This is a genomic window from Mycolicibacterium lacusdiani (assembly GCF_021916785.1).
In the GTDB taxonomy this organism is placed as follows: domain Bacteria; phylum Actinomycetota; class Actinomycetes; order Mycobacteriales; family Mycobacteriaceae; genus Mycobacterium; species Mycobacterium lacusdiani.
The window spans coordinates 420207-436251 of sequence record NZ_JAKCFC010000001.1; the positions used below are offsets into that span (position 1 = coordinate 420207).

A 16045-nucleotide genomic window follows, 5' to 3' on the forward strand; every position below is an offset into this window, starting at 1 on the left:
TCGGGGATCGATGTCGGCGGTCAGTGGACGGGGCGGACGAGTTCGGGCGAATGGTGCGCATCGGGTGCCGGTTGTCCGCCGGTCCAGCGGGGAAAGAGGTCTCGGCGCAGTTCGACGTCGGCCAGGTCCAAGACGCGGTTCACGGTTTGGTCGATCAGGTCGTCGATCGTCTCGGGTCGCTGATAGAAGGCCGGTGCCGCGGGCATGATGATCGCGCCGATCTCGGCGAGCTGGGTGAGGATGCGTAGGTGTCCGAGGTGCAGCGGCGTTTCGCGAACCAACAGAACCAGTCGGCGTCGTTCCTTGAGCATGACGTCGGCGGCGCGCAGCAGCAGATTGTCGGAGTAGGAGGTCGCGATGCCGGCTGCGGTCTTCATCGAACAGGGGGCGACGACCATGGCGTGAGCACGAAACGATCCCGACGCGATCGAGGCGCCGATGTCGTTGGGCTTGTGCACGACGTCGGCGCGTGCTTCGATATCGCGGGCCGTCATGTCGAGTTCGAAATGCAATGTCCTACGCGCAGATTGGGACATCACCAGATGCGTCTCGACGTCCGGCTCTTCACGTAACACGTCCAGGAGGCGCACGCCGTACGCCGTGCCGCTGGCCCCGGTTATTCCTACGATGACGCGGGTGGTCATGTCGATCCCCTTCTGTTGTGCCGGCCGAATGTCGTGACTCGAGTCAACTCCGATCGCGTAATGGTCGACAGCCCGGTGGCGGCAGTTGCCCCTTCCGGCTAGCGGTAATGACGGCAACGTCGGAGATCACGGAACCACGGTCCCGCGGCTTCCCATCGAGACGCCTCTCGCTAGCCCGTGTTGTAGAGCGTCTTGACGTTCTCGTGCAGTTTCTGGACGAGTGGGGGCACCTCGTAGGTTCCCGTCATCACCTCGATGTAGGCGGCGCGGGTGCCCTCGGCGGCGGTCGCGAGCGCGGCGTCGAGTTCGGCGCACGTACTCACCCGCGGGGTGAACCAGTCGTCGCATCCCAGTGCGTGCGGGAGTTCGGTGTAGTTCCACGGCGCGACGTCGTTGTAGGCGATGTCGGGGTCGGTGCACAGCATCCGCTCGATGAGGTATCCGTTGTTGTTGAGCACGATGATGATCGGCTTCAAGCCAAGGCGGTGGAACTGGCCGATTTCTTGTGCCGTCAGTTGGTGGGAGCCTTCCCCGGTGAACAAGACGAGCCGCCGGTTCGGCGCGGCGACGGCTGCCCCCAGTGCTGCCGGGGTGGCCCATCCGATGGCGCCCCACAGGGTCTGGTTGTGGAACCGTGCGCCTCGTGGGAGCCGCGCGAACGCCAAACCCATGGACACGGTGCCGGTTTCGGCGATGACGATGTCGTCGGGCCGCAAGAAGTCAGCCCATCGCGGGTACAGCGCTTCCGCGGTGATCGGGTCGGCACCGGACCCGGATACGGGGCCCAGTTGCTCTGGCCGGGGACCACCACGCTGACGGGTGCTCCACGACCGCCCGGCGAGCCCGCGGAGAAGGTCGGCCATCTCGACACCCTGGTAGACGGTCGACCCCACGCGCGTGCTGTGCAGATCGATCTTGACGATCTTGTCGGCGTCGAGGTTGGAGGTGAAGGCGCCGGTGTTGAAGTCGGTCGCCATCGTGCCGAACGCTACGACGACGTCGCGTGTTTCGACGAACTCGCGAACGGCGGGGTCCATGAGGTTGCCGTCGTACATGCCGATGTAGTTTGGGTGTTCTTCTTCGAGAACGGACTTGTCGGCGAACATGGTCGCGAACGGAAGATCCGCCGCCTCGATGAACTGCCGAGCCGTGTCCCGCAGACCCAACCTGTCCAGGAGGATGCCGGGCAGGACGCACGCCGTCGACGCTGCCTCCAACGCACCGACCACCGCGTCTGTCGCGGCCGCCAGTGCCGTCGAATCGCTGGCAGGCACGGGCAAGGGGTCCGATTGCGCGACGATTGGCTTGTCGACGACGTCGGAGGGCAGTGCCATGTACACGGGTCGCCGGTTGTAGAGGGCTTCGGCGATCAGACGCTCGGTCTCGGCAACGGCGTTGGCCGGGGTGATGATCGCGCTGGCGCCCACGACGGTGTCGGCCATGGACCGGAACAGGTCGAACTCTCCGTTGCCCAAGGTGTGATGCACCAGTGACCGATTGGCTTGGGTGGCCAGGGTGGGCATACCGACGAGGTGGAAGACCGGCAGGTTCTCGGCGTAGGAACCGGCGACCGCGCAGATGGCGCTGAGCTCCCCTACTCCGTAGGTGGTGGTGACTGCGCCCACGCCGTGGACGCGGGCGTACCCGTCGGCGGCATAGCCGGCGTTGAGTTCGTTGCAGCAGCCGATCCAGTTGATGTCGGGCTGCGCGACGATGGCGTCGTGCAGACGGAACGCGTAGTCCCCTGGCACTCCGAAGATGTCGTTGACACCGACGTCGTGCAGCCTGCCGAGAACATACTCGATCACGGTGACGCTCATCTGACCCTTCCTTCTCTCGTCGACGATCGAGCTCTCTCGAACGCGGCGCGGGCTTGGCTGCCTGCGGACCACCGAGCGGCGCCGGCCCCTGGGTTCATCGAAGCTTCACGGCTCAACCAGCTCGACGTCCAATAGGAATCGTCACGGGCACCCATCGGCTACGCCGATGGGCATCTGGATTGGCTGTGCCTATGACCGCATCGCCAAACACGATTGGACGCTGACGGTTTGGCCCGTCACGCTGTGAGCGTTCATCCGTCGTTCATCGGAGCGTGTCCGTGATGCCCACCCCGACCGTGGTTCTCGTGCATGGAGCCTTCACCGATGCCTCTTCCTATCAGCCGGTCACGAAGGGACTTCTGGACTCTGGCATCCCGGTAGTTGCCGTCGCCGTCCCGAACCGCAGCCTGATCGGAGACGCTGCGTTGGTTCGTGCCTTCGTGGAGACGATCGCGGGGTCGGTGCTGTTGGTCGGCCATTCCTATGGTGGAGCGGTCATCACCGAAGCCGGCACCGCATCCAACGTCGCGGCGCTGCTTTACCTCGCCGGATACGCGTTGGCCGAGGGTGAAAGCGTCGCGCAGCTTCAAGGCCAGTTCCCTGACTCAGACCTTCCCGATGCACTGATTCAGACGCCGTTCCCGGCCACGGAGCACTCCGTCGCCGGAATCGACGTGTCGGTGGACCCCTCGGAGTTCGCCTCGGTGCTGGCCGCCGACGTCGATCCCCTGGTTGCGTCGGTGCTCGCCGTGTCACAGCGGCCCGTGGCCGCCACTGCGTTCGCCGAGCCGGCCACGACGGCGGCTTGGCGGACTCGCCCGACCTGGGCGGTCCTGTGCACCGCCGATCGCGGCATCCTCCCGCAGGTTCAGCACTTCGGATACGAGCGTGCCGGTGCCGCGATCCGCGAAGTCGACTCCTCGAATCTGGTGATGCTGTCTCAGCCTGCCGTGGTCGTCGACACGATCCGGGAAATCTTGAGAGCCCTCGGCTGACGCGTCGGCAAACCTCCAGAAACATCGCGGTCCCCCTGCTAGCAGGAATCTTCGCCGTATGAGTAGCCACTCGTCATGATCATCGGGCATCGTGTCGGTTCATGGAGCTGAGGACCCTGGAGTACTTCGTCGCGGTGGCCGACGAAGGCTCGTTCACCCGGGCCGCCCAGAAGTGCTTCATCACCCAACCCTCGATCAGCGCGCAAATACAGGGGCTCGAGCGCGAACTCGGCGAGGCCCTGTTCGACCGGACTCAGCGCACCACGGCGCTCACCGACGCCGGTCAGGTGCTGCTGCCCTATGCACGGTTGTGCATTCAGGCCGCCAACGACGCCAAGGCGGAGTTCTCCGCACGCGCCGGTTTGCTGCGCGGCGAGTTCCGGATCGGGACGGGAGGAGGGGTGGAACACACCACGACTCCGATGTTGCTCGGCGCGCTTCGGAAGGAGTATCCCGGCATCGACATCGTCGTCTCCGAGGCCACCAGCAAGCCACTGCTGGACATGGTGCTGCAGAACCAGCTGCACGCAGCCGTGATCGCCCGGCCCGTCGATGCGTTGCCGGCCTCGATCACCACCTCGCCGCTGTTCGTGGACGAGATCGTCGCGGTGTTCGACCCCTGTGCATTCCCGCTCGGCGACGGTGACCCGCTCGAACTCAGTGAGCTGGCCCGCCATCCGATCATCACCTACCCGCGCACCAGCGCGTTGCGGGCCAGTATCGACCGGGTCGCGGCAGCGTCCGATACCGAAGTCCTGGTCAACTGTGCGGCCAACGACGTACGCCTGCAGGTCTCCTTCGCCCAGCAAGGGCTCGGAGTGGCGCTCAGCTCCCGCTGCGATCCGGCCCTCATTGGTTGCGGCCTCACCATCCGGCAGATCACCCCGCAGATCGACTTCGAGAAGATGCTCATCTGGCGCAACGACATTCCCGCGTCAGCGCCCTTGCGTGCGTTCCTCGCGCTATGGAACACCAGGGTGAAAGTGGAAGAGACTGCAGGCCACGTGTGTACGTGAATCCCGGCTGGCCGCCGAGGCGCGGCGACTCCGGTCCCGCAGCATCACAACGGATTCGGACGCATAGGCCTCGCCTATGGAGTCGCCTCGAAGAACCAATTGGACGCATCGGCACCGTCCACGCGAGGCTGCAGTCGACTCCTAGAACATCTCTGGGCGAGCAGCGCGTGCCGAACGCCAAGTAGTCCCGGATGCCCCGCAACTCGACTTCACACGACGAAGGACGACACATGACCAGCGACCGCTCCACCCGCAGCGCCCAGCGCATCGTCGACGTGCTCACCGCCTACGAGGTGCCCTACGTGTTCGGCGTGCCGGGTGCCAAGATCGACGCCGTCTACGACGCCCTGGTGGACGGGGGGCCTGAACTGATCGTGTGCCGCCACGAACAGAACGCGGCATTCATGGCCGGTGCCATCGGCAGACTCACCGGCACACCAGGTGTCGTGCTGGTCACCTCCGGCCCTGGCACCACCAACCTGGCCACCGGACTGCTCACCGCCAACACCGAGCAAGACCCCGTCGTCGCCCTGTGCGGCGCCGTGGGCCGGGCAGATCGCCTCAAGCGCACGCACCAGTCGATGGATGCCGCCGCGTTCCTGACGACCGTCACCAAGCACACCGGAGAGGTCAACGACGCCGAAAACGCCGCCGAAGCCACCGTCGGCGCCTTCCGCGCCGCGCTTACCGAGCCGCAAGGCGCCGCCGCGCTGGTGCTCCCCGCCGATGTGCTCAGTGCCCCCACTGCAGCGGCCATCACCACGCGACACCCGGTACCGGCATTGGCCGGCGCGCCCATCACCGGGATCCGCGCGGCAGCGGACGTCATCACGGCCGCAAAACGCCCGGTCCTCCTGGTGGGCGTTCGAGGCGCGGCACCCGAGGCTTGTGAAGCGGTGCGCGCTCTCGTGTCCGCCACCGAGCTACCCGTCGTCGAGACGTTCCAGGGCGCCGGCGTCATCTCCCGAGACCTCGAATCGCACTATCTGGGACGCGTCGGATTGTTCCGCAATCAACCCGGCGACATCCTCGTCGCCCAGGCCGACGTCCTGATCACCATCGGCTACGACGCGGTCGAATACGACCCGGGCCTGTGGAACGACGACCCGGCCCGCACCGTCATTCACATCGACTCCCTGCCCGCCGGCATCGACAACCACTATCAGCCCGTCAGCGAGCTACGCGGCGACATCGCCGACACACTGGTCGAACTCACCCGGCTGCTGTCCGGAATGACACTCGCCGACACCTATGTCGACGACATCGCTCGCCAGCGTCAGGCGCTGGCCGACATCGACACAACCGAACGCGCGATACCCGCCACGGCAACGGGACTCAATCCCACCGCCGTCGTGCTGGCGCTACGTGAACACCTCGACGACGACGCCACCATTGCCTGCGACGTCGGCTCGGTATACATCTACATGGCGCGACACTTTCGGGTCTACGAACCCCGGCGTCTGCTGTTCTCCAACGGCCAACAGACCCTCGGCGTCGCGCTGCCCTGGGCCATGGCTGCTGCGCTGGTGCGTCCCGGCACACACATCGTGTCCATCTCCGGGGACGGCGGGTTCCTGTTCTCCGCCCAAGAACTCGAAACCGCAGCGCGATTGGGCCTCAACCTCACTCACGTCATCCTGCGCGACAACACCTACGACATGGTCGGCTTTCAAGAAGTCCTCAAGTACGGCCGCAAGTCAGGCGTGCAACTGGGTGACTACGACATCACCCACTACGCAGCAGCCTTCGGCGCCCGCGGATACCGGGTCGACTCACTCGACGAGTTCACCTCCACGCTGGCGCAGGCTCTCGGCGAAGACGGACCGTCGGTGATCGACGTCGCCGTCGACTACAGCAGGAACACCGACCTGGCCGCGCACCTGCACGACGACAGCTTCGAGTGACGGCCACCCCATGACGTCACGACATGGCACCCTCGACCAGTTCGCCACGTGGGCGCGCAAGGTCATCGCCCACCACGGCGCGACGGTCGCCGGTGATCCGCGCAGTGCCGAGGTGTTCCAGTCCTCGACCATGAGCGCGCTGCTCGACGGCGTCTACGACGGCGACATCACCATCGAGGAACTGCTACGCCACGGCGACTTCGGCCTGGGCACCTTCAACCGTCTCGACGGCGAAATGGTCATCCTCGACGGCGTGTGCTACCACCTACGGTCCGACGGCAGCGCGACCGTGGCGAACCGCACCGACCGCTCGCCGTTCGCTGCGGTCACCCATTTCACGCCCGGCATCACCCTCACCGTCGACGCCCCCACCAGCCGGTCCGGTGTTCTCGAGCTGATCGATCAGACGGTGGAGAGCCCCAACCTGATCTACGCGGTCCGGGTCACCGGTGCGCTCTCGAACGTGCACACCCGCACCGTCAAGGCCCAGACACCGCCCTATCCCCCGCTGACCGAGGCCAGCGACGGTCAGGCCGAGAAGACGTTCGACCACGTGAACGGTGTGCTCGTCGGTTTCCGCACACCGGAATTCGAGCAGGGCATCTCGGTGGCCGGCTATCACCTGCACTTCCTCGACGACGCACGCACCAGCGGGGGTCACGTCCTCGACTTCACCCTGGACGCCGGGCACATCGCGATCAGCACCGCCTCGGAACTACACCTGCGCCTGCCGACATCCGGGGCCTTCCTGCAGGCCGATCTCGTCGGCGAAGATGTCTCCGCCCAGATCCACCACGCAGAGGGAGGCGACTGATCTTCGGGCAGCGTTACACCCGTCGCCTCACACACCTGGTGAGCCAACGGTTTTCGACAATCAGTGTGCTGGTGGTTGTTCTCGGCGTCAGTGGTTGTGCAGCAGAACGGCCCCTCACCTCGCCGCTGTCGAGCTTCGTACCCAGCACGGCGCCACCCGTCACGTCGACACAGCCGGCACCGGAAACCTCGCCGCCACAGGAAGACAAGTCCCACGACTACCGCAAGCTCCTCATACAGCCAGAGGACCTTTCACGGCCCAACAGCGGCTACGCCGTGCCCGAACCCGCCACCCTCAACCCCGACGGAATCCCCGGTGCAGAAGTCATGTTGACGAGCGACGACTCCACCAACGCCATCGGTATCACCATTGTCGTCCTGGCCGACGAAGCCGCCGCACCCACCGAGCTACCCAAAGCCCTCGCCCATCTGTCCACCGTGAAGTCGCCGGATCCGGCGAGACCAATCGCGGTAGGCGATGAGGGATTCGTCACCTCCGGAACGACACCGGACGGCACCCAGACGGCAACTGCGTTGATGTACCGGTATCAGCGCGCGTTGATTCGCATCGACTTCTACAGCCTGCCAGGCCAACCCACGCCCATCGACACCGTCCTCGACGTCGGGCAGATGCAGACCGCACTGCTTCGCGTAGGCCTCGATGCACTGTGACGCGGTGAGCTTGCCGAATCCCTCGGCAGAGGCGAACACCAACACCAAAACGAAGGGAGCCTTCTCCTGCCCGACATCAACGAATCGCCGCGCGGCGCCGCTCGACGATTCACTCCAGAGCTAGCCGATCTCGTCGATTCTCCTCTCTACGACAAGGTTTGGTCCAACGATCGGCTGAGCCCTCGCGACCGCAGCATCGTCACCCTGAGTGCCCTCATCGCGCTCTACCGACCCGACGAACTGCGGGCACATCTGCGGCGCGGGGGTCGACAACGGACTGACCACGGACGAGATATCAGCGTTGATCACACACCTCGCCTTCTATGCAGAGGCATAGCAGTCTTCCACTGGGGTTGGGTGGGGATGCTCGGGCGCGACGCGGTAATCCACCACCAACGCCGGCACCCCCGACCGCGAAACGTATTGGCGCACAGCGATGTCGTACACGGCCGCTGTCTGCTCGAGACCCACTATCATGCCTCCGCCGTGCAGGTAGAGCATCGCCGCGCTCGCGGTCCGGCCTCCGGTTCTCGGCTCGTACCACGTCAGAGGAAGCACCGTGCCGTCGGCGACGGTGAGGTCATAGTGCCTGACCTCGACGTCGTTGGGGACCTCCATCGACGACGCCAGTGCGGCGAACAATGCCGCTGTGTTGCTGCGACGCGTCGCCACGTCGCCGACGGCTGGTTCAGGGGGCGGCGCCGCCGCCTGCATGATGGTGGAGATTTCGGGAAGCGGACTCAGTGGCACGACACGACAGTATCGCCTGGGCACACGACCGGGCGGTTCCCCACGGTAAGCAGCCGAGCCGCGCAGGGCGTGCTCGTCAGTGCGAGGCGTGTTTGGCAGCGGGTGCGAGGATTCGGCCAGACAACTCCAGCAGCGCTCGATGCAGCTCGTCGTCGTCGACGTCGGCCAACTCCGGGTCGGCGGCAGCTCTGCCCACCCCGGACAGGAACACCGAACAGTTGATCCGCTCGGCTGTGTTCCGTTCGGGCCCTTCGACTATCTCGCGGAGTCCGTCGGCCACGGCCTTGAAATCGGGTTCGCCGTTCATGATCTGGTCGATGGCAGGGTCTCCGTGGAAGATGACCGCCAACTGCCGGTTTCGCACCAGCATCTCGACCATCCCGCTCACGGCGACGACGCGACGCTGTTCGGGGTCGGGCAGCGCTCCGGCGGTCCTGATCACCCGGGCCATCTCCTCGATGGTGGGCCGAATGACCTCCAGGACGATGTCTTCCTTGGACCGGAACTGGTAGTACACGGCTGCCTTGCCGACTCCCACGCGGTCGGCGATCATCTGCAGCGACGTGCCGTGCACTCCATGCTCGGCGAACAGGGCGAGGGCGGCCTCCAAGACCCGGCCGCGGGCCAAGCCCCGCGGTGCAATGGGTTTCGCCACCCCGTCTCGCCTCCTCCTGGTCTCCAGACGAGCAACAGGGTAGCCCGCCCACGGGCGTCGTCACCGACATCCAACCGATCGACTTATTCGAGTTAGCCGCTTGGCTTGCCGAACGGTGATTCACGTCCTAAAGTTCGCTGAGCTAATCAACAACCGTGCGGCTCTGTTCTGGCGCCTGCGGAACGACTCGGTCACCTCGTGGTGGGCGGTCGGACAGAAGGGGCCCAGATGGTCGGGATCGTCAAGCGGGCCTGGATACCGCTACTCATCGTGGTGGTGGTCGTGCTCGCCGGCGCCCTGGTGTACCGAATGCATGGCCTCTTCGGGTCCGACAACGAGATAACGCGTCCGGGTGCAGGTCTGGCCAATGACGCCGAACCGTTCAACCCCAAGGTCGTGACCTACGAGATCTTCGGAATGGCAGGCGCCGTGGCGACCATCAACTACCTCGACCTCGATGCCACGCCGCAGCGGGTCGACGACGCACCCCTGCCGTGGACGATCACACTGCGGACCACGAAGCCGTCGGCGAGCGCCACGATCATCGCCCAGGGGGACGGTGACAGCATCGGCTGCCGCGTCGTGGTCGACGACGAGGTACGAGACGAGCAATCCTCGACCGGGGTCAACGCTCAGGTGTCGTGCTTGGTGAAGTCGGCATGAGCGAGCTGAAGACGGGCCGGCGCGCCCGGGTTCCTCGCTTCTTGCGTCTGTTCTGCGTGCCGGTGCTGCTGGGGTGGCTCGCGCTCACCGCGGTCGTCAACGTGGTGGTGCCGCAGCTCGAGGTCGTGGGAGCGGCCAACTCGACGTCGTTGACACCCAACGACGCACCCTCCCTGCAGGCCACCCAGTTGGCGGGCAAGCTGTTCGAGGAGTACGACTCGAACAGCTCGGCGATGATCGTCCTGGAGAGCGACAAACCCCTTGGCGCCCAAGACCACGAGTACTACGACGGCCTGATCGCAGACTTGCGGAAGGACACGACCCACATCCAGCACATCCAGGATCTCTGGGGTGATCCGCTGACGTCCTCTGGCTCGCAGAGTGCAGACAACCTGTCCGCCTACGTTCAGCTCTACATCGCCGGCAATCAGGGTGAGACCTTGGCCAATGAGTCCGTGGAGGCGGTGCGCGACATCGTGGCCGACCACCCGCCGCCACCGGGGCTCGAGGTCTACGTCACCGGCGCCGGACCGTTGAACTCCGACCAGCAGCACGCCGGGGACGAGAGTCTTCAACTCGTGACGGCGTTGACCTTCGTGGTCATCGTCACCATGCTGCTGCTCGTCTACCGGTCCATCGTGACGGTGCTCATCGTGCTGTTGACGGTGGTGCTCGAGCTGGCCGTCGCACGCGGCGTGGTGGCGTTCCTGGGTTATCACCACATCATCGAGTTGTCGACGTTCGCGGTGAATCTGTTGACGCTGTTGGCGATTGCGGCGGCCACCGACTACGCGATCTTCCTCGTCGGCCGCTACCACGAGGCGCGCAACCTCGGTGACAGTCGAGAAGACGCGTTCTACGTCATGTACCACGGCACTGCCCACGTAATCATGGGATCCGGTCTGACGATCGCAGGGGCGACACTGTGCCTGCACTTCACCCGACTCCCCTACTTCCAGACCCTCGGCATTCCGCTCGCGATCGGAATGTTCGTGGTGACGATCGCAGCGCTGACGCTGGCGCCGGCGCTGATGACCGTCGCCTCCCGTTTCGGCCTGTTGGAACCCAAACGGGCGACGAACAATAGGGGCTGGCGGCGCATCGGTACAGCGGTCGTGCGGTGGCCGGGACCGATTCTGCTGGCGTCGATCGCCGTGACCCTCGTCGGCCTGCTCGCGCTCCCGTCCTACGCCACCAGTTACGACGACAAGAAGTACCTCCCCGCGGACGTGGAGGCGAACATCGGTTACGCCGCCGCGGCCAAGCACTTCCCGCAGGCGCGGCTCAATCCCGAGATCTTGATGCTCGTTGCCGACCGCGATCTGCGCAACTCGACGGACATGCTCATCGTCGACAGAGTCGCGAAGGACGTGTTCCACCTCCCAGGCATCGCAAGGGTGCAGACCATCACCCGGCCGCTGGGAACGCCGATCGAGGGCAGCTCCATCCCCTACATCGTCGGCCAGCAGGGCGTGAATCAGAAGCTCGGCCAGTCCTACGCCCAGCAGCGGACGGCCGACCTCTTGACGCAGGCGGCGGACATCTCGAATTCCATCGACATCCTTCGCCAGCAGTTGACGCTGCAGTCCCAAAGTGCCTCTGCGCAGCAGGAACAAAGCGATCTGCTCAAGCAAACGGTGGAGGTGACCAACGACCTGCGCGACAAGATCGCCAACTTCGACGACTTCTTCCGGCCCATCAGGAACTACTTCTACTGGGAACCGCACTGCTACGACATACCCGTCTGCTGGACGCTGCGGTCGCTGTTCGACGCGCTGGACGGGATCAACGAACTGTCCGGTCTGCTCGGTCAGACGACGGCGAGCCTCGACAAGATCAACGCCCTGCAACCCAAGCTGCTCGCGCTGCTGCCTCCGCAGATCGCCACCCAGGAACGCAATCGCGACCAGATCATGACCAACTACGCGACGCAGGAGGGCCAGCAGAGTCTGCAGGACAGGCAGCAGTCCGACCCGAACGCCATCGGCAGGGCCTTCGACGAGTCCAAGATCGACGACTCGTTCTACCTACCGCCCGAGGTGTTCGACAACCCCGACTTCAAGAGGGGCCTCAAGCAATTCGTCTCGCCCGACGGAAAAGCGGTGCGGTTCATCATCTCCCATCAAGGTGATCCCGCGACGCCAGAAGGCATCTCGCACATCGACCAGATCAAGAACGCCGCGTTCGAGGCCATCAAGGGAACCCCACTCGAGACGTCGAAGATCTACCTGGGCGGCACTGCCGCCACGTATAAGGACATGCGCGACGGCTCGAACTACGACCTCGTCATCGCTGCAGTCTCAGCGATCTGCCTCATCTTCATCATCATGCTGATCATCACCAGGGCCGCGATCGCCTCGTTGGTGATCGTCGGCACGGTGGTGCTGTCGCTGGCCGCGTCGTTTGGACTATCAGTCCTGTTGTGGCAGCACATCATCGGCCTCGAGCTGCACTGGCTGGTGCTGGCCATGTCGGTCATCATCCTGCTCGCGGTGGGGTCGGACTACAACCTGTTGCTCGTCTCCAGGTTCAAGGAGGAGCGCGACGCCGGGTTGAACACCGGCATCATCCGATCCATCGCCGGCAGTGGCAGTGTCGTGACCTCGGCAGGCCTGGTGTTCGCATTCACCATGATGTCGTTCGCGATCAGCGATCTGAAGGTGATGGCTCAGGTGGGCACCACCATCGGTCTCGGTCTGCTCGTCGACACGCTGGTGATCCGGTCGTTCATGACCCCATCGATCGCGGCGCTTCTGGGCCGATGGTTCTGGTGGCCCCTGAACGTCCGCCAGCGCCCCGACCGGCGGACCCGCGAACTCGCCCTGGCCGGCGCGAGGGGGCGGCATACCGCCGAGGACACGACCGAGGAGATCAAACCGGACTAACGGTGGCGCGAGGCGCTCCCGTGGGAAACGAATCAGAGAGCACCACGGGCGCCGTTGATGGCGTCAGCCACCTCGTTCGGGTTGTCGACGGTGATCACGAGGCGGTCGAAGCGTTCCGCCGAATCCAGCGTGACGACGACGGCGCGGTCATACCCGGAGATGTTCCAGAACTGCTTCTTCCCGTCGGCATGGTAAGTGCCGACCAGCTTGCCCGGGAGGCCGAGACCCGGGCCGCGCCAACCCTTTGGTTCGTCTCTCATACCCGGGTCGAAGGTCGCTCCGCGCACGTGTGCGAGCGGGATTTCGAGCCGACGGGTGAAGGACCACAACTTGTTCAGCCCCAGGGGCTCGACCACGAGGCGGTCGTCAGTGACGGTAACTCGATTGCTGCTCAATTTGGCGTCCTCTCATTGTGAAGTTCTGCTCGGGCCAGCAGTCGCTCGCCCAATTGCTCAGCCGTGACGTCGCACTCATCAACGATGCTGCGGACACGATCGCGGACCCGCACATCGACCGAAGCGAGTTCAAGCAGCGCGACGAGTAAGACGTCGAGCCGCTCAGCGGGATCGGCATCCGGTGCCGCAGCAGCGTTCAGGACTCGCAGGAACAATCCATGCTTGCTTCCGAATACGTTGTACAGGCTGCCCCGATGCACGCCGGTGGCCTCCACGAGGTCATCGACCGACGCCGCGGCATATCCCCCACGCCGGAATACCGCCGCCGCAGCATCCACGGCGCCGGTTTCGTCGAACGATCGCGGGCGGCCCATGGTTTGAGAATAGTCATTCAGGAATGAACAGTCAAGAACAGGGCCGGGCCCGCTCCCGCATCTCAATTCGCCTGGCGCGCGGCGCACGGCGGGTCCTGACGGTCCACCTGTAGAAGTCTCTGAGCCGCAAACGGTTTGCAATGAATCACGACGGTACGCAAGCAACGTGCCGAAGCGTTCGCGGTCTCGGCCGATCTTTGGTTGCCTCCGTTCGTGCCAATGCCCTGTACAACATCGTGCGCGAGCGGATAGTGAAATCACCCAACGAAGTTGTGGCGACCTCCCGTCAGATCAAACACCGGCGTCAGGCCATCAACGAACCCAGGGAGCAACCATGACAACCCAAGTCGCAACATACTCGCAGCCTTTCGTGCTAGGGGCCCGCCTCGCTGCTGCGGGCGCCATCGCAGCGACCGCGATGATGCTCAGTGCACCCGCCGGCAATGCGATCCCCGAATCGACCATCGTCAACGAATGCGACCAAGCGGGAGGCACTTACACCACCACCGTTCATGAAGGGAAACGATATTCGAAGTGCTGTTACCGGGATATCGGCGGAGTGCAGCACTGCGACAACTACCAAGACGGCACGTACACGACCACGGATGGCGCCCTAGAGGTGCCGCCAACCCAGCCACCGCCATCACGAGGCGAAGTCGGCTTGCCACCGACCGAAGCCGCGCCGCCTACGCCGGTAGACCCTGACGGCGGAATGACGATCTATCTGCCGCCTGGAACCGGTCCGGTTGGCCCGCCGCCCGGCGGCGCCGTGCTGGCCCCCTGAGAGTCGACGGACACCGCAGGCACCAGCACTTCGCCCGTGCGCTTCATCAGATGTTGACGGTTCGAAGAAGGCCCGTGACACAGGCTGTTGATCGTCAGCAGTGGATATGACCGCGTAGTTCGTGGCCGTCATTGATCACCCGACACCCGCAAGCGCGTCGTCGAGAGTCCGATACACGGCGAAGATCTGGTCGATTCCGACGAGTCGCATGGGCCGGCTCGTGGCAGGGCCATCAGCCACCACGGCGAACCTCGTTCGCGGCGTGATGTCTTCGTGCGCGGTGATCAACGTGCTCATCCCGGCCGACGCCAGGAACTCGACCGCCGACAGGTCGACGACGAGCGCCGACGGATTCTTGCCCGCCGCGGCCTCGATGGCCCCGGCAAGCTCGGGAGTGGTCAGCATGTCCAGCTCTCCCGAGACACCCACCACGGCGACGTCTCCGAACCAGCTCTCGGTGAGTCCGAGACGAGTTGCAGTCGTTTCCTCTTCTTGACAGTTCATGGCCTTCTCCGTTCGAGTCGGTGACAGCGGAGATCCACTCTGGGCAAGAAGTGGACCTCCGCCGCACGGGGGGGCCGAGCTACCTGGACCGAACCGAGTTACGGCCGCCGACCTTGAGCCAGATCACCAGCACGATGACGGCACCGATGACCGAGCCGATGATGCCGGCCGGCTGCAGGAACCCCTGCGCGCTGTCCTTGCCGACGATCAGGAAGCCGAGGAATCCTCCGACGAATGACCCGACGACGCCGAGCACGATGGTCATGGGGATCGACAGGTTCTGCTTGCCCGGAACCAGCAGACGCGCAAGGGCGCCCGCGATGAGCCCGACGACGAGGATGGTGACGATGAGTCCGATCATGGCTGCGAGCCTTTCTGTTCAGCGCTGAGAACGCGCTGCGATCGAGTGGATCGAGCGGTTGCTCGACATGGAAGTCAGCTCATCACCCCTAAGGGGGGTACCGGTACACCCTTAGGTAGGTAATCTGGACGCATGGCACCGCCGCCGAACTCCCCCATCACCGTCGCCCTCGTCGACGACTACGACGTCGTGCTCATGGGTGTGGCCAACATGTTCGACCGGTACCGCGACCGGGTCGTCGTCGCAGAGATCGACGCCAACATGAGCCTCGACGACTCCGTCGACATCGTGTTGTACGACTCCTTCGCCCAACCCGAAGCCGACCACGACGAGATCGCCGCCCTGGTCGCGAATCCCCGCGCTCGACGAGTCGTCGTGTACACGTGGAACTTTCACCCCGATCTCATCGCCAGCGCCCAAGACAAGGGTGCCCACGGATACCTGTCGAAGACGCTGCCTGCCCGCGAGTTGGTCACGGCACTCGAGGCCGTGCATGCCGGTGAGAAGATCGTCAGCGACGTCCCCCCTCGGGCCCGCAGTGCAGTCGGACTCGACTGGCCGGGGCGCGGCGAGGGGCTCAGCGACCGCGAATCGGAGATCCTCGCCCTCATCACCCAGGGCAAGAGCAATGCCGAGGTGGCGGCCCTGACCTACCTCAGTCCGAACACCATCAAGTCCTACATCCGCACGATCTACCGCAAGATCGACGCATCGAGCCGGACCCAGGCCGTGCTGTGGGGCGTCAAGCACGGCTTCACGCCCGACCACAACCGCATCGAGCACTGGAAGGGCGGACCGTAGCGGCTCGCC

At 64.8% G+C, this 16045-nt stretch carries 17 protein-coding genes; 9 read left to right on the forward strand and 8 right to left on the reverse strand.

The genetic code is table 11. The features are described 5' to 3' along the window. Positions 1-20: 20 nt before the first annotated feature. Both LOK44_RS02145 and LOK44_RS02150 read right to left on the reverse strand, forming a co-directional pair. Complete coding sequence (locus tag LOK44_RS02145) at positions 21-644, reverse strand: UbiX family flavin prenyltransferase (protein ID WP_237568378.1); 624 nt, start codon at positions 642-644, stop codon at positions 21-23. Positions 645-814: 170 nt separating this feature from the next. Beyond that, complete coding sequence (locus LOK44_RS02150; RefSeq protein WP_237568380.1) at positions 815-2464, reverse strand: alpha-keto acid decarboxylase family protein; 1650 nt, start codon at positions 2462-2464, stop codon at positions 815-817. Between the two features lie 281 nt (positions 2465-2745). On the opposite strand from LOK44_RS02150, the gene LOK44_RS02155 reads away from it, so the two are divergent. The 5 genes from LOK44_RS02155 to LOK44_RS02175 all read left to right on the forward strand — a co-directional run bounded on the left by LOK44_RS02155 (position 2746) and on the right by LOK44_RS02175 (position 7864). Further along, positions 2746-3459 carry an alpha/beta hydrolase gene (locus LOK44_RS02155; RefSeq protein ID WP_237568381.1) on the forward strand — a complete coding sequence of 238 codons (714 nt, stop codon included), beginning with the start codon at positions 2746-2748 and terminating at the stop codon, positions 3457-3459. Positions 3460-3560: 101 nt separating this feature from the next. After that, positions 3561-4475: a LysR family transcriptional regulator gene (locus LOK44_RS02160; RefSeq protein ID WP_237568383.1), complete on the forward strand. Its 915-nt coding sequence runs from the start codon at positions 3561-3563 to the stop codon at positions 4473-4475. Positions 4476-4705: 230 nt separating this feature from the next. After that, the gene (alsS, locus tag LOK44_RS02165; protein WP_237568384.1) at positions 4706-6379 is read left to right on the forward strand and encodes an acetolactate synthase AlsS; all 1674 of its coding nucleotides are present in this window, start codon (positions 4706-4708) and stop codon (positions 6377-6379) included. 10 nt (positions 6380-6389) lie between these two features. Beyond that, positions 6390-7193: an acetolactate decarboxylase gene (gene budA, locus LOK44_RS02170; RefSeq protein ID WP_283817710.1), complete on the forward strand. Its 804-nt coding sequence runs from the start codon at positions 6390-6392 to the stop codon at positions 7191-7193. A 275-nt stretch (positions 7194-7468) separates the two neighbouring features. Further along, positions 7469-7864, forward strand: coding sequence for a hypothetical protein (locus tag LOK44_RS02175; protein ID WP_237568385.1), 396 nt, complete (start codon positions 7469-7471; stop codon positions 7862-7864). A 321-nt stretch (positions 7865-8185) separates the two neighbouring features. Here the strand turns inward: LOK44_RS02175 and LOK44_RS02180 are convergent, their stop codons facing one another. Together LOK44_RS02180 and LOK44_RS02185 are read right to left on the reverse strand one after the other, a co-directional pair. Further along, complete coding sequence (locus LOK44_RS02180) at positions 8186-8614, reverse strand: alpha/beta hydrolase (RefSeq protein WP_237568387.1); 429 nt, start codon at positions 8612-8614, stop codon at positions 8186-8188. 76 nt (positions 8615-8690) lie between these two features. Beyond that, a complete protein-coding gene (locus LOK44_RS02185) occupies positions 8691-9269 on the reverse strand; it encodes a TetR/AcrR family transcriptional regulator (RefSeq protein WP_237568389.1) in 579 nt (192 codons plus the stop codon). 228 nt (positions 9270-9497) lie between these two features. Between LOK44_RS02185 and LOK44_RS02190 the strand changes: the two genes are divergently transcribed. Beyond that, the gene (locus LOK44_RS02190) at positions 9498-9932 is read left to right on the forward strand and encodes an MmpS family transport accessory protein (protein WP_237568391.1); all 435 of its coding nucleotides are present in this window, start codon (positions 9498-9500) and stop codon (positions 9930-9932) included. Then, positions 9929-12817: an MMPL/RND family transporter gene (locus LOK44_RS02195; protein ID WP_237568392.1), complete on the forward strand. Its 2889-nt coding sequence runs from the start codon at positions 9929-9931 to the stop codon at positions 12815-12817. Before LOK44_RS02190 ends, LOK44_RS02195 begins: the two co-directional genes overlap by 4 nt. 32 nt (positions 12818-12849) lie before the next feature. On the opposite strand, the gene LOK44_RS02200 is transcribed toward LOK44_RS02195, so the two are convergent. Together LOK44_RS02200 and LOK44_RS02205 are read right to left on the reverse strand one after the other, a co-directional pair. Further along, complete coding sequence (locus LOK44_RS02200) at positions 12850-13173, reverse strand: hypothetical protein (protein ID WP_237568394.1); 324 nt, start codon at positions 13171-13173, stop codon at positions 12850-12852. A gap of 35 nt (positions 13174-13208) precedes the next feature. Beyond that, the gene (locus LOK44_RS02205) at positions 13209-13586 is read right to left on the reverse strand and encodes a helix-turn-helix domain-containing protein (RefSeq protein WP_237568395.1); all 378 of its coding nucleotides are present in this window, start codon (positions 13584-13586) and stop codon (positions 13209-13211) included. 334 nt (positions 13587-13920) lie between these two features. On the opposite strand from LOK44_RS02205, the gene LOK44_RS02210 reads away from it, so the two are divergent. Then, positions 13921-14370 carry a hypothetical protein gene (locus LOK44_RS02210; RefSeq protein WP_237568397.1) on the forward strand — a complete coding sequence of 150 codons (450 nt, stop codon included), beginning with the start codon at positions 13921-13923 and terminating at the stop codon, positions 14368-14370. A gap of 135 nt (positions 14371-14505) precedes the next feature. Here the strand turns inward: LOK44_RS02210 and LOK44_RS02215 are convergent, their stop codons facing one another. Next, positions 14506-14874: an STAS domain-containing protein gene (locus LOK44_RS02215; protein WP_237568398.1), complete on the reverse strand. Its 369-nt coding sequence runs from the start codon at positions 14872-14874 to the stop codon at positions 14506-14508. Positions 14875-14953: 79 nt separating this feature from the next. Next, entirely contained in the window at positions 14954-15235 is a 282-nt protein-coding gene (locus LOK44_RS02220) for a GlsB/YeaQ/YmgE family stress response membrane protein (RefSeq protein WP_237568400.1), read from the reverse strand. A gap of 132 nt (positions 15236-15367) precedes the next feature. Here LOK44_RS02220 and LOK44_RS02225 point away from each other — a divergent pair, with 132 nt between their 5' ends. Further along, a complete protein-coding gene (locus LOK44_RS02225; RefSeq protein ID WP_237568401.1) occupies positions 15368-16036 on the forward strand; it encodes a response regulator transcription factor in 669 nt (222 codons plus the stop codon). The last annotated feature ends 9 nt before the right edge of the window (positions 16037-16045 follow it).

Excerpts from the sequence above, each read along its gene's own strand:
- alsS (WP_237568384.1), top strand. The coding sequence starts at position 4,706 with ATGACCAGCGACCGCTCCACCCGCAGCGCCCAGCGCATCGTCGACGTG.
- budA (WP_283817710.1), top strand. The coding sequence starts at position 6,390 with ATGACGTCACGACATGGCACCCTCGACCAGTTCGCCACGTGGGCGCGC.
- LOK44_RS02160 (WP_237568383.1), top strand. The coding sequence starts at position 3,561 with ATGGAGCTGAGGACCCTGGAGTACTTCGTCGCGGTGGCCGACGAAGGC.
- LOK44_RS02155 (WP_237568381.1), top strand. The coding sequence starts at position 2,746 with ATGCCCACCCCGACCGTGGTTCTCGTGCATGGAGCCTTCACCGATGCC.
- LOK44_RS02195 (WP_237568392.1), top strand. The coding sequence starts at position 9,929 with ATGAGCGAGCTGAAGACGGGCCGGCGCGCCCGGGTTCCTCGCTTCTTG.
- LOK44_RS02220 (WP_237568400.1), bottom strand. The coding sequence starts at position 15,235 with ATGATCGGACTCATCGTCACCATCCTCGTCGTCGGGCTCATCGCGGGC.
- LOK44_RS02190 (WP_237568391.1), top strand. The coding sequence starts at position 9,498 with ATGGTCGGGATCGTCAAGCGGGCCTGGATACCGCTACTCATCGTGGTG.
- LOK44_RS02145 (WP_237568378.1), bottom strand. The coding sequence starts at position 644 with ATGACCACCCGCGTCATCGTAGGAATAACCGGGGCCAGCGGCACGGCG.
- LOK44_RS02210 (WP_237568397.1), top strand. The coding sequence starts at position 13,921 with ATGACAACCCAAGTCGCAACATACTCGCAGCCTTTCGTGCTAGGGGCC.
- LOK44_RS02225 (WP_237568401.1), top strand. The coding sequence starts at position 15,368 with ATGGCACCGCCGCCGAACTCCCCCATCACCGTCGCCCTCGTCGACGAC.
- LOK44_RS02205 (WP_237568395.1), bottom strand. The coding sequence starts at position 13,586 with ATGGGCCGCCCGCGATCGTTCGACGAAACCGGCGCCGTGGATGCTGCG.
- LOK44_RS02150 (WP_237568380.1), bottom strand. The coding sequence starts at position 2,464 with ATGAGCGTCACCGTGATCGAGTATGTTCTCGGCAGGCTGCACGACGTC.
- LOK44_RS02215 (WP_237568398.1), bottom strand. The coding sequence starts at position 14,874 with ATGAACTGTCAAGAAGAGGAAACGACTGCAACTCGTCTCGGACTCACC.